The sequence below is a fragment of the Variovorax sp. 20P10.2.4 genome, from assembly GCF_058244205.1.
The window spans coordinates 1-11280 of sequence record NZ_JBZAYE010000205.1; the positions used below are offsets into that span (position 1 = coordinate 1).

Annotated in this window: 11 protein-coding genes and 2 pseudogenes; 6 read left to right on the forward strand and 7 right to left on the reverse strand. The window is 67.8% G+C overall.

Annotated elements, in window-relative coordinates; genetic code table 11:
- The 7 genes from AC27VN_RS19545 to AC27VN_RS19575 form a co-directional block, all read right to left on the reverse strand.
- Positions 1-361: RNA 3'-terminal phosphate cyclase (locus tag AC27VN_RS19545; protein WP_490877570.1), on the reverse strand; the 361-nt coding region annotated here is incomplete at its 3' end.
- Positions 362-427: 66 nt separating this feature from the next.
- Positions 428-1306, reverse strand: a complete 879-nt coding sequence (locus tag AC27VN_RS19550) for a nucleotidyltransferase domain-containing protein (RefSeq protein ID WP_490877571.1) — start codon at positions 1304-1306, stop codon at positions 428-430.
- A 27-nt stretch (positions 1307-1333) separates the two neighbouring features.
- Complete coding sequence (locus AC27VN_RS19555) at positions 1334-2011, reverse strand: hypothetical protein (protein WP_490877572.1); 678 nt, start codon at positions 2009-2011, stop codon at positions 1334-1336.
- Complete coding sequence (locus AC27VN_RS19560) at positions 2008-2925, reverse strand: zinc-ribbon domain containing protein (RefSeq protein ID WP_490877573.1); 918 nt, start codon at positions 2923-2925, stop codon at positions 2008-2010. The genes AC27VN_RS19555 and AC27VN_RS19560 overlap by 4 nt, the downstream gene beginning before the upstream one ends.
- Before the next feature lie 60 nt (positions 2926-2985).
- Positions 2986-4212: an RtcB family protein gene (locus AC27VN_RS19565; protein WP_490877574.1), complete on the reverse strand. Its 1227-nt coding sequence runs from the start codon at positions 4210-4212 to the stop codon at positions 2986-2988.
- A gap of 31 nt (positions 4213-4243) precedes the next feature.
- Complete coding sequence (locus tag AC27VN_RS19570; RefSeq protein ID WP_490877575.1) at positions 4244-5260, reverse strand: hypothetical protein; 1017 nt, start codon at positions 5258-5260, stop codon at positions 4244-4246.
- A 280-nt stretch (positions 5261-5540) separates the two neighbouring features.
- A complete protein-coding gene (locus AC27VN_RS19575) occupies positions 5541-6692 on the reverse strand; it encodes a slipin family protein (protein ID WP_490877576.1) in 1152 nt (383 codons plus the stop codon).
- A gap of 215 nt (positions 6693-6907) precedes the next feature.
- Between AC27VN_RS19575 and AC27VN_RS19580 the strand changes: the two genes are divergently transcribed.
- From AC27VN_RS19580 to AC27VN_RS19605, 6 genes and pseudogenes are all read left to right on the forward strand, one after another.
- Positions 6908-7378, forward strand: a complete 471-nt coding sequence (locus tag AC27VN_RS19580; protein ID WP_490877577.1) for a hypothetical protein — start codon at positions 6908-6910, stop codon at positions 7376-7378.
- 10 nt (positions 7379-7388) lie between these two features.
- Positions 7389-8999, forward strand: a complete 1611-nt coding sequence (gene rtcR / locus AC27VN_RS19585) for an RNA repair transcriptional activator RtcR (RefSeq protein ID WP_490877578.1) — start codon at positions 7389-7391, stop codon at positions 8997-8999.
- 18 nt (positions 9000-9017) lie between these two features.
- Complete coding sequence (locus AC27VN_RS19590) at positions 9018-9572, forward strand: 2'-5' RNA ligase family protein (protein ID WP_490877579.1); 555 nt, start codon at positions 9018-9020, stop codon at positions 9570-9572.
- Positions 9569-10130: pseudogene (locus AC27VN_RS19595) on the forward strand (3'-5' exonuclease family protein). The gene AC27VN_RS19590 and the pseudogene AC27VN_RS19595 overlap by 4 nt, the downstream one beginning before the upstream one ends.
- Positions 10127-11011 (forward strand): alpha/beta hydrolase, encoded by an 885-nt coding sequence (locus tag AC27VN_RS19600; protein ID WP_490877580.1) that lies wholly within the window; start codon positions 10127-10129, stop codon positions 11009-11011. The pseudogene AC27VN_RS19595 and the gene AC27VN_RS19600 overlap by 4 nt, the downstream one beginning before the upstream one ends.
- Positions 11008-11280, forward strand: a pseudogene (locus tag AC27VN_RS19605) (bifunctional Delta(1)-pyrroline-2-carboxylate/Delta(1)-piperideine-2-carboxylate reductase); the annotation flags it as partial. The gene AC27VN_RS19600 and the pseudogene AC27VN_RS19605, both read left to right, overlap by 4 nt.

Consider the following 11280-nt stretch of genomic DNA (forward strand, 5'->3'; position numbering starts at 1 on the left):
GCGGCAGCACGGTCTGCAGCACCAGCATGCAGCTGCCCGCGCCCGAGATCGCGAAGCGGTACTCGCCAGCGCGCACCGGGCCCGGCGTGAAGCGCAGCGACTGCGAACCGAGCTCGACGCCCTCGACGGCCGCGCCGCTGATGGCGGCGGCCGCGTTCACGCACGCGAGGTGCTGGCGCATCAGGCCCGGCTTGGCACGGCCGGCGCGAATCTTCTCGATGGCCATGGGCTGGCCCGTGACCATCGACAGCGCGAGGCTGGTGCGCAGGATCTGGCCGCCGCCCTCGCCTTGGGAGCCGTCGAGCACGACGGCCTGCAACGGCGCCGCATGCGCCTGTTCTCGTTGGATTTCTTCTTTCATGGCTGTTCTTCTCGTAGTGGGCGCGGTCCTCGCGCGCCCCTGTTCCCCGTTGTCCTTGCTGCGTCCTCAGCCGCAACCCTGCGACTCGTGGCGCACCGCGCCCTTCGCATCGCCGCCTCCGAAACGCAGCACCGTGTCGCTCAGGAAGGCATCGAGCCCCGACGCATCGGCCGGCGGCAGCGCCGTCACGGGCTCGGCCGCATGCGCGGCCAGCTCCGCCTCGATGAAGGCATGGATGCCCGGCCAGCGCGGACTGGTCGCGGCCTCGCCGGCGCGCATCTTCACCTCGAGCAGCGCGTTGATCTCGTCGATCAGCGCGGCATCGCGCACCGCATCGAGCGTGTGCTGCGCGAGGTCGGCGAAGCGCATCGGCGGCACGCCGGGCCGCATGCGGATCCAGCGCGCGGCCAGCATCGGGCGCAGCACGTAGAGGTACTTCTTGTAGCGCACCGTCTCGGCCTGCAGGTGCTCGCGGAAGTTCTTCTTCGCCATCGAGGCGTAGTGATGCCAGCCGCGCGCATTGGAGAACACCGCCTCCGACAGCGCGCGAAAGCGCGGCATCGCCTGCGCGTCCTCGCGGTAGACGATCGGCGAGCGCAGCCACTCGAGCAGCGTCGGGTTCGACTCGCGCATCAGCCCCAGCGCCTTGCGCAGGTCCCAGCCGTTGATGTCGAGATCGCCGCTGATCGGCAGCTCGATCACGTCGCGCCGCGGCGTCACCGTGAGGTACCACGGCAGGCGGTTCACGTAGATGAAGCGCACGTCGTAGTCGCTGTCGGGCGAGGCAAAGCCCCAGCCACGACTGCCCGATTCGCAGGCGAACAGCACCGTGACCTCGTGCCGCGCCTCGATGGCGGCGAGTTCTTCCATGATCTGCGCGCGCATGGCGGGCTCGACCGGGTGGGCCGAGCGGATGCGTTCTTCTTCATGTCGTTGCGGTTCCATCGTTGTCCTTTCCCTGTCGTGCGTCATTCAATCCGTCGTACTCGCCATCACCGCGGCCAGCGTGCCACGGCGCGGATTCCACACGGTGAAGCACCAGATGCCCCACCACTCCTTGCCGTCCTCGAAATACGCGCTCCACGTGCTGCGCTCGGGTTCGCGCTCCGGATCGCCGACCCAGTCGAGCAGCACGAGGCCTTCGTCCGGCAGCAGCCCGATGGCCTCGCAGAAGCGCGGGAACAGCGTGGCACGCTCGGTCTCGTCGGCCACGACCAATGGATAGGGCGGATCGCCGAAGGCCTGGCAGAGCCATTCGAACCAGTCCACCTCGTCGAGGTCGCGCGTGTGCGCGATGCGATGGTTCGGTGGATAGCTGTCGGCCGCGACCACCGCCGCCGCGTCGAGCCGCGTCGCGCTTGCGCTCGCCACGTCGAAGGCCCGTTGCGCATCGAAGCTGGCCGGCTGCAAGGACGGGTTCTTTTCCATGGCCTCGCGCCAGTGGCGTTCGGCCCGCGCCATCGTTTCCTCGCCCAGCCGCCGCAGCACCTCGCGATGATGCGCTTCACCCACGGACGGTGCCTCGCCGGCCACGCGGCAGACGATGAACTCGAACACCACGCCCACGCGCTGCAGCGTGGCGCGCAGCGCGTCGTGCGCCGCCGCCGCCTCCAATGCCATCGGCACGACCTCGTCCTTCGATGCGCTCATTCCGGCTTTCTCCCGAATCGTTGGGCCCACTGGCGGACCTCCTTGTCCGCATGGGCGTTCAATGCCGCGACCTGCGCCGGCCCGGGCGCGAGACCCAGGCAATGCGCCATCGCCAGCCACCGCAACAGCCGATGATGCCCTTCGCTGCGCCGCGCGAACTCCGCTTCGCCGCATGCCGCGAGGCGCGCGGGCGGAATGGCGGCCAGGAAGGCACGCCAGTTCCACGGGCTCGCATGGCCGCGCAGGCAGGCTTCGAGTGCCCAGTCCTCGTCGGCCGGATGGCGCAGCTTCGCAGCCAAGGCCTCGGCCGCCACCTGCGCGCCCTGTCGCTCCCAGCTGTTCCATGACGGTTGCCAGGCATCGACGAGCGCGCGCAGGCGCGCGAGATCGGCCGCCGAACCCCAATGGCCCAGTGCCTCGACCGCCAGCGTGCGCAGGCCCCACCACTTGCTCTCGAGCGCGGCGTCGACCTCGGCGCGCGCCGCGGGCGTAGCGGGTGCGTCGGCGAACGCGCGCAGCCGTTGCGACATCTCGCCGAGCAGGTTCGCGCCCTCGCCTTCGCGCGAGGCGGACCGCGCCGCGCGCAGCGCCCGCCGGCATGGCAGGCAGCGCACCGCGCGGCTGTCGATGCTGGCGTGCATCGTCTCGTACCACCACTTCTGCTGCTTCGCCGTCCACACCTGCTCGACGCCGCAGTCGCGGCAGGTGAAGGCGCGGTCGACGTAATAGGTGGGCAGCGGGCCATAGGTGTTGTTGTGGCGTGCCAGCACCGCCACGTCGGCGGGCTCCAGACCGGGCGCGCGCCGCGACAGCAGGTGCCGCTGTTCGGGCAGCCGCAGTTGCGCCTCGATGCGCGCCGCGCGCTCGAGGCGGCGGCCGCGGATCTCGGCGCGGCGTTGCTTGTTGCTCTTCATCTCGTCGTCCTCGTCCGGTCTCTCTGAAAAAGGGAGGCCGATCGAGACGACCTCCTTGTGCTAACCCTTCACGCACACCACCTGCTTGAGCGTGTAGACCACCTCCACCAGGTCCTTCTGCGCATCCATCACCGCGTCGATGTCCTTGTAGGCCATCGGGATCTCGTCGATCACGTCGGCGTCCTTGCGGCATTCCACGCCCTCGGTCGCGGCGATCTGGTCGGCGATCGTGAACAGCTTCTTCGCCTTGGTACGGCTCATCTTTCGACCGGCGCCGTGGCTGCAGCTCATGAAGCTCTCGGGGTTGCCCTTGCCGCGCACGATGTAGCTCTTGGCGCCCATGCTGCCGGGAATGATCCCGAGCTCACCGGCCTTCGCGCTCACCGCGCCCTTGCGGGTCACGAGCACGTCCTCGCCGAAGTGCGTTTCGCGGCTCACGTAGTTGTGGTGGCAGTTCACCGCTTCCACATGCGCCTCGAAAGGCTTCGTGATGACCTTGCGCGCGGCCGCGACCACGCGCTGCATCATCACCTCGCGGTTCGCACGTGCGAACTTCTGGGCCCAGCCCACCGCGCGCACGTAGTCGCCGAAGTACTGGGCGCCTTCCTCGAAGTACGCCAGGTCCTGGTCGGGCAGGTTGCGCTGGTGCAGCTGCGCGTCCTTCTTCGCGAGTTCGATGAAGTGCGTGCCGATCGCGTTGCCCACGCCACGCGAACCCGAGTGCAGCATGAACCACACCGAACCCGCCTCATCGAGGCAGACCTCGATGAAGTGGTTGCCGGTCCCCAGCGTTCCCAGGTGCTTGTGGTTGTTCGTGTTCTTGATGCGCGGGTAGTCCTCGCAGATCGCATCGAACTCATCCACCAGCTTGGCCCAGGCAGCGTCGGTTTCGTCGGGCGGCGTTTCCCACGAGCCCTTGTCGGGGCCCATGCGCTTGGGGTTCGAGCCGTGCGGTACGGCCTTCTCGATCGCCGAACGCAGCGGGCCCAGGTTGTCGGGCAGGTCGTTGGCATGCAGCGTGGTCTTGCACGCCATCATTCCGCAACCGATGTCCACGCCCACCGCGGCCGGGATGATGGCCTTGAAGGTCGGGATCACCGAACCCACGGTCGCGCCGATGCCGTAGTGCACATCGGGCATGGCCGCGATGTGCTTGAACACGATCGGCAGGCGGGCCGCGTTCTCGAGTTGCTTCTGCGCCTCGTCTTCCACGGGCACGCCGCGGGTCCACATCTTCACGGGCACGCCGTCGGTCACTTCGTGCAGCTTGTAGTTCTTCTCTTGCATTTCATCTACCTCTTGTTCTCTCTGCGGGTGTTCATGCCACGTGCAGCACACCCTTTCGGATTTTTCCCTTCTGGCGGTCGATACGGCGCCAGCTGCTGTTGTCGTTCATCGTGATCCAGCGGCGTTCCTCGGCACGGTAGAACCAGTCGCGCTCCTGCTGGTAGTAGACCTGGATGTCGCTGCTCTCCCAGATGTTCACGATCTCGTTGCCATGGGCGTGGAACTCGTCGAAGTCCGTGGTGGCCTTCTGGCCCATTTCGCTGTACTGGCCGTTCAGTTGCAGCAGCAGGCGATTGATCTCGTCGGGCAGACGCTCGGCCTTCAGCCCGATCTTCACAGCCTCGTCCATCAGGATCGGATAGTTGTGCGACGGATACTTCGAGTTGAGCGTCGCGGCGACGCGTTCCGAGACTTCGCTCTCCGCGATGTGATAGCTCAGCAGCTCCTTGCACAGCATGATCGACAGCGATTCCGCACGATCGAGCGCGCCCACCACCAGGGGGTGCACGTACTGGAACAGGGACTTGTAGGCGTTGTCGGTGCTGTCGCCCTGCTGTTCGCGCCACAGGCGGATCACGCGCTGGAGCTCGTCCAGGCTCACGCTCACGCGGTCGTTGTCCCGGTCCAGGGGCGACAAAGCGTGGTTGAGCGAGGTGTCCACCGCCGTCAGGTAGGCCGTGGGTCCCATCAGGATGCGATCCGCTCCAAGCGCGACCATGGTCGCGGCCGAGGCGCACTCCAGCGGCACCAGCGCCACCAATTCGCGGCAATGCTGGCGCAGCAGGTTGATCAGCCGCAGCGACACCTGGCCGCTCCCGCCGCCGGACTTCAGGAACAGGTAGATCGTCTCGTGCTGGCCGACGTTCTGGAGCACTTCATAGAGTGCGACGACGTCCGAATGGCACACCGAGCCGCGCGGATTGTTCCAGTAGGTCACCACGGGCCCGCCGAGCAGCCGTGCGAGCTGGCCGATCACGCCCTGGGTCCTGTTGAACAGCACCGGGGGCTGCTTGATCTTCACGCTCTGTTTTTCGTTCTTCTCTTCCATGCTTTTCTCCAGTTTTTTTCCTCTGATGGTGGACACGGCGGGAGTCGAACCCGCATCAATACGGCGACCGCGGTGCTTGAATCCAGCGGCCCAGTCGACGATTGGAAACGCGCGCCAGTGACAGACCCGTCATCGGAGCCAGCACCTGCATCCTCAACCTTGCTCGTCGACCGACTTGCCCGCCGTACCTGGTCTTACCCAGGCTGCCGGCAACATCAACATTTTTGGCAGTGGCGCTCCCTTCCATGCCTGCGTGCCCGTATCTTCCCTTTCCGACCGCTCAAGCCCCGTTCGGCCGCAGCGTCACGAGCCCGTTGAGCACCTGGTCCAGGCCGCCGATCACCGAGATCTTGTCGATCCGCTCGGCCACGCGTTCCAGCGTCTCGAGTTCCTTCATCCGCAATGCGACGGGGTTGCCCTCCATCACCTTCGCGGTGTTCAGCAGCGAGCGCGTGGCCGCGGTTTCCTCGCGGCGGCGGATCACGTTGGCCTGGGCCGATTTCTCGGCCTCCACCACCTGCGCGAGGATGGTCTTCATCTCGCCCGGCAAGATGATGTCCTTCACGCCCACGCTCTCGAGCACGACACCCGAACCCTCGAGCCGTTCGCGCACCTGCGCCAGCACCGTCTGGTCGATGGCCGCCTTGTTCTCCAGCAGCGCATCGAGCGTCTGTTCGCCCACCGCGGCGCGCAGACCGAACTGCAATTCGCGATAGACATGCTCGGCCGGCTTCGGCATCTGGGCCAGGGCTTGCCGCACGTCGGCGAAGCGCCACACCGCCGACAGGTTCAGCCGCAGCCCCACCTTGTCGCGGGTCAGGATCTCCTGGCCGCTCACTTCCGCGATCTGCGAACGCAGGTCGATGCAGCTCACCGCCACCTGGCGGTTGAAGCGCCAGAAGCCGTGGTTGCCCGCCGGCAGCAGCGCCTGCATCTGGCCCTCGAGCGTCAACACGCCGACGTGGAACTCGGGCACCTGCACCAGCAGCACGCCTTCGAGACCCTGCACCGCACGCGGACGCAGCGCCACGCTCTGCAGCTTCGACAGCAGATCGGCCGGCAGGCGCGCATCGACCGCCACGTCGACCACGTCGACGCGCTGCTCGCGCAGCCCGCGCCAGTACAGCTTGCGCGTTGCGGGCGGCAGGATCTGCACCAGCACACCGTCCTCATGGCGCAGGCCCACCTGGGTTTCGCCGAGCGCGACCTGCACGAACTCGCGCGCCACCAGTTCGGGCTCGCGCGCCAGGAAATAGTCGGCCAGCTCGTGCTCGAACACCGGCTCGCCGAGCGCGAAGCGCTCCAGCTTCACGGTATCGAAGCCCGCGAACACGCGATGCTTTCCCGGGCCGAGCAGTTGCTCGAAGTCGCCGTTGCGCAGCAGCAGTGCGCGCTCGTTCTTCTTGATGGTGATCTGGTGGAAGCCCAACATTTCTTCTCTCCTTCTTCGCTTTTCGTTCGTTTCGTTGTTTCGTTCTTGGCAATGAATCCAGACCCTCGAAAGGGCAGGCGGCGGGCCTCGCGGTCGCCAGGGGCTGCAGCGCGGCGCTCGCGCGGTTTGGTGGTGACTCCTGTCGTCGCGATCGCAACGCCCTCCTCACCGTCCTCGCCGTCGATGGCCGCACGCAATTCCCTGACGCACACACGGTGCGCAAGCCGCCTGCGCTTGGCACGGTGGCGCGCGCCGCAGAACCGGGGCTCTGCGCCATCGCTCCGGTGTGCCGGGGCGGGGGGCTTTCGCCCCATCGGATGGCGGTGCACGCACCGCCGGGTTTTTCGCGGGAATCGAACCCGCAACGCCATGTGATCCACACGGTGCTCAACCATGAGCAAACTGGATCGAGTCCAGTCGCCAGGCAGTTCAATAGCGGCATACCGCCGACCCAAGACAGGTCTGGCCTGCGGCACCGGACCGCTTTCATGCGGTACCTGCGAGCGGATGAACTGCATCCGGACGGGTTCTTCATTGCAGGCCGCGTGCCAGGTCGCGGCAATCCGTGGCACGGCGCGGTCGGAAGCGCGCAAGTCATTGATATTCCTGGGGAAAAATTCTTGCCTTCCTTTGACACCTCGACGCCCATGCGGCTAGCATTCGAGAGAATTTATAAATTCAGCTAGTTTCTTATCCATGAAACCCATCGTCGTCATCGGCTTCCTCGGCACCCAGCTCGACGCCGGCCAGGGCGCCGGCCGCTGGAGCAAGTGGCGCCCCACCGTCTCGCTCGCGCAGCACGAGGACATGGTGGTGGCGCGCATGGAGCTGCTCTACACGCTCAAGCACAAGGCGCTGGCCGAGCTCGTCAAGGCCGACATCGCGGCCGTCTCGCCCGAGACCACGGTCAATCTGGTGCCGATGGACCTGGCCGACCCGTGGGATTTCGGCGAGGTCTACTCGCGCCTGTACGACTGGGCGCGCGCCTACCCCTTCGACACCGAGCGCGAGCAGTACTGGTCGCACATCACCACCGGCACCCACGTCGCGCAGATCTGCATGTTCCTGCTGTCGGAGTCGCGCACCATTCCCGGCGTGCTGGCGCAGACCTCGCCGCCGCGGCGCCAGCGCGAGGGCGAAGCCGGCAAGTACGTGCTGATCGACCTCGACCTCTCGCGCTACGACGTCATCGCGCGCCGCTTCGACGCCGAGCAGCGCGACGCGGTCGCCTTCCTCAAGAGCGGCATCGCCACGCGCAATGCGCGCTTCAACGCGCTGATCGACGAGATCGAGCGCGTGGCGGTGCGCTCGCGCGCGCCGATCCTGCTGGTGGGGCCAACGGGCGCGGGCAAGTCCTTCCTCGCACGACGCATGTTCGAGCTCAAGCAGTCGCGCCACCAGGCCACGGGCGCCTTCGTCGAGGTCAACTGCGCCACCCTGCGCGGCGACGGCGCCGCCTCCACCTTGTTCGGCCACAAGAAGGGCTCGTTCACCGGCGCCGCGAGCGAGCGCGCCGGCCTGCTGCGCACGGCGCACCAGGGCGTGCTCTTCCTCGACGAGATCGGCGAGCTGGGCCTCGACGAGCAGGCCATGCTGCTCAAGGCGATCGAGGAGAAGCGCTTCTTCCCCGTGGGCGCCGACAAGGAGGTCGAGAGCGACTTCCAGCTCATCGCCGGCACCAACCGCGACCTGCGCAGCGACGTGGCCGAGGGGCGCTTCCGCGAAGACCTGTTCGCGCGCATCAACCTCTGGACCTACGACCTGCCGGGCCTCGCGCAACGCCCCGAGGACATCGAGCCCAACGTCGACCACCTGCTGGCGCTGCATGCGGCCGAGAACCACCGCGTGGTGCGCTTCAACGCCGAGGCACGCGCCGCCTACCTGCGCTTCGCCCAGAGCCCCGAGGCGCTGTGGAGCGGCAACTTCCGCGACCTCTCGGCCAGCGTCACGCGGCTGGCCACGCTGGCCGATGGCGGACGCATCCCGGTCGCGCTGGTCGAGGCCGAGATCGCGCGGCTGCGCTGGCTGTGGAAGCGCGCGCAGCCGGCGCCGTTCGCGGGCGAATCACAGGCTGCCGACCTCGATGCGCTGCTCGGCGAGGCGCGTGCCGCTTCGCTCGACCTGTTCGATCGGCTGCAGCTCGAGGCAGTGCTGCGCGTGTGCCGGAAGTCGCGCAGCCTGTCGGAGGCCGGAAGGCAGCTGTTCCAGGCCTCGCGGGCGCAGCGCAGCGTGGTGAACGATGCGGATCGGTTGCGTAAGTACCTCGCGAAGTTCGGGCTCGAATGGGGCCTCGTTGCGGGCACCTGAGCGGCTATCCTCCGCCCGATGCCCATCTCCGCATTCGCCGTCAAGGTCCCCGCCGCCGAGCCGATGGTCGAGGACCTGCGGCGGCACTACGACGCAACGGTCGCGCTCGGCGTGCCGGCGCACATCACGCTGCTCGTGCCCTTCATGGACCCCGCGCTGATCACGGCGCAGGTCCTGGCACGCGCACGGCAAGCGCTCGACGGCACCCGCGCGTTCTCGTTCGTGCTCGGCAAGGTCGGGCGCTTTCCAACGACGGCCTACCTCGCGCCCGAACCCGCGACGCCCTTCGTCTCGATGACATTGACGCTGGTCGAGGCCTTTCCGGACTTCCGGCCCTACGGCGGCGAGCATCAGGGCGTGGTGCCTCATCTCACGGTGGCCCACGGAAGCGCGAGCGACGCGGAGGCCGCCGCTGGCGAACTGCAGGCCCGGCTGCTGGCTTCGGGCGCCATTCGCGCGGAATGCACGCAGGTCGCGCTGATCGAGAACTCGACGGGACACTGGAAGGACCTGCATGTCTTCCGACTGCCCGGCCTCGCGCAAACCGCGCCTCCTAACGATCGAATCCCATGACAGAGATCTACATCAGCACCGACGTCGAATCCGACGGTCCCATCCCCGGCCCGCATTCGATGCTGAGCTTCGGCTCGGCCGCCTACACGGCCGACAAGAAGCTGGTGTCCACCTTCAGCGCCAACCTGCACACCTTGCCCGGCGCCGAGGCCGACCCGAAGACCGCCGCGTGGTGGCGGACGCAGCCCGAAGCCTGGGCCGCCTGCCGCAGCGACCTGCAGGAGCCCGCGCATGCTGAAGAGCTACGTGGCTTGGCTCAAGGGCCTGAAGGCGCGGCCGGTCTTCGTGGCCTACCCGGCGGGCTTCGACTTCCTGTTCGTCTACTGGTACCTGATGCGCTTCGCGGGCGAGAGCCCGTTCAGCCATTCGGCGCTCGACGTCAAGTCCTTCGCCATGGCCCTGCTGAAGACCGACTACCGCGACAGCACCAAGCGCGCGATGCCGCGGCGCTGGTTCGACCCCGGCCTGCCGCACACCCACGTGGCGCTCGACGACGCGATCGAGCAGGGCGCGCTGTTCTGCAACATGCTGGCGGAAAGCCGCGCCACCACGCCATGAGCGTTCCACGCCGTCTCGCGCGCCTGGCCGGCCGCGCGCTGCTCGCGCTGCCGCTGCTGCTGCTCGGCGGCTGCGTCGAGTCGATGTTCTATTACCCCGACCGCGTGCGCTACGAAACGCCCGACGCACTGGGCCTGCGCTACGAGCGCGTGCGCTTCCAGAGCACCGACGGCACCGCGCTCAGCGGCTGGTTCATTCCGGCCACGGGCCGCGCCGATCCGCGCGAGGCCAAGGGCACGGTGATCCATTTCCACGGCAATGCGCAGAACATGTCCTCGCACTGGCGCTTCGTCGCCTGGCTGCCGAAGCAGGACTTCAACGTCTTCGTGTTCGACTACCGCGGCTACGGCGACTCCGAAGGCAAGCCCGAGCCCCGCGGCGTGTTCGAGGACTCGGGCAGCGCCATCGACCACGTGCGCTCGCGCGCCGACGTCGATCCTGCGCGCTTGCTCGTGTTCGGCCAAAGCCTCGGCGGCACCAACGCGATCGCGGCCGTGGGCGCGGGCAACCGCGCCGGCGTGCGCGCGGTGGCGATCGAGTCGACCTTCTATTCGTATTCTTCGATCGCCAACGACAAGGTCTCTGGCGCCGGCCTGCTCGTGGGCGATCGCTACGCCGCCTCGAAGTACGTGGCCGCCCTCTCGCCGATCCCGCTGCTGCTGATCCACGGCACGGCCGATGCCGTGATCCCCGTCGACCACTCACGGCGCCTGCTGGCCGATGCGCGCGAGCCCAAGCGGCTGATCGAGGTGCCCGGCGCCGGCCATCTCGAGCCGATGAGCGAGGCCCGCTTCGGCACCACCTACCAGCGCGCGCTCGCCGAGTTCTTCGAAGCCGCGCTGGCGACCGCCCCCATCGCACCCACCCCGCCCACCCGATGAAGCACTTCGACGCCACCGCCACCCGCGCCCCGCTGGGCTTCGAGCGCCTCGTGCCCGCGCTGCGCGCCGCCTTCGCGGCCGAGGCCCAGGTGCCGCAGCGCCACGTGCACGCCATCGAGAACGCGAGCGGCGACAAGGGCACCGTGCTGATCATGCCGGCCTGGAGCGAGGCCGGCTTTCTCGGCATCAAGACCATCAACATCTTTCCGGGCAACGGCGCGCGCGGCCTGCCCGGCCTGCATGCCACCTACGTGCTGTACGACGCGCGC

Excerpts from the sequence above, each read along its gene's own strand:
- AC27VN_RS19560 (WP_490877573.1), bottom strand. The coding sequence starts at position 2,925 with ATGAAGAGCAACAAGCAACGCCGCGCCGAGATCCGCGGCCGCCGCCTC.
- AC27VN_RS19590 (WP_490877579.1), top strand. The coding sequence starts at position 9,018 with ATGCCCATCTCCGCATTCGCCGTCAAGGTCCCCGCCGCCGAGCCGATG.
- AC27VN_RS19555 (WP_490877572.1), bottom strand. The coding sequence starts at position 2,011 with ATGAGCGCATCGAAGGACGAGGTCGTGCCGATGGCATTGGAGGCGGCG.
- AC27VN_RS19575 (WP_490877576.1), bottom strand. The coding sequence starts at position 6,692 with ATGTTGGGCTTCCACCAGATCACCATCAAGAAGAACGAGCGCGCACTG.
- AC27VN_RS19600 (WP_490877580.1), top strand. The coding sequence starts at position 10,127 with ATGAGCGTTCCACGCCGTCTCGCGCGCCTGGCCGGCCGCGCGCTGCTC.
- AC27VN_RS19570 (WP_490877575.1), bottom strand. The coding sequence starts at position 5,260 with ATGGAAGAGAAGAACGAAAAACAGAGCGTGAAGATCAAGCAGCCCCCG.
- AC27VN_RS19565 (WP_490877574.1), bottom strand. The coding sequence starts at position 4,212 with ATGCAAGAGAAGAACTACAAGCTGCACGAAGTGACCGACGGCGTGCCC.
- AC27VN_RS19550 (WP_490877571.1), bottom strand. The coding sequence starts at position 1,306 with ATGGAACCGCAACGACATGAAGAAGAACGCATCCGCTCGGCCCACCCG.
- rtcR (WP_490877578.1), top strand. The coding sequence starts at position 7,389 with ATGAAACCCATCGTCGTCATCGGCTTCCTCGGCACCCAGCTCGACGCC.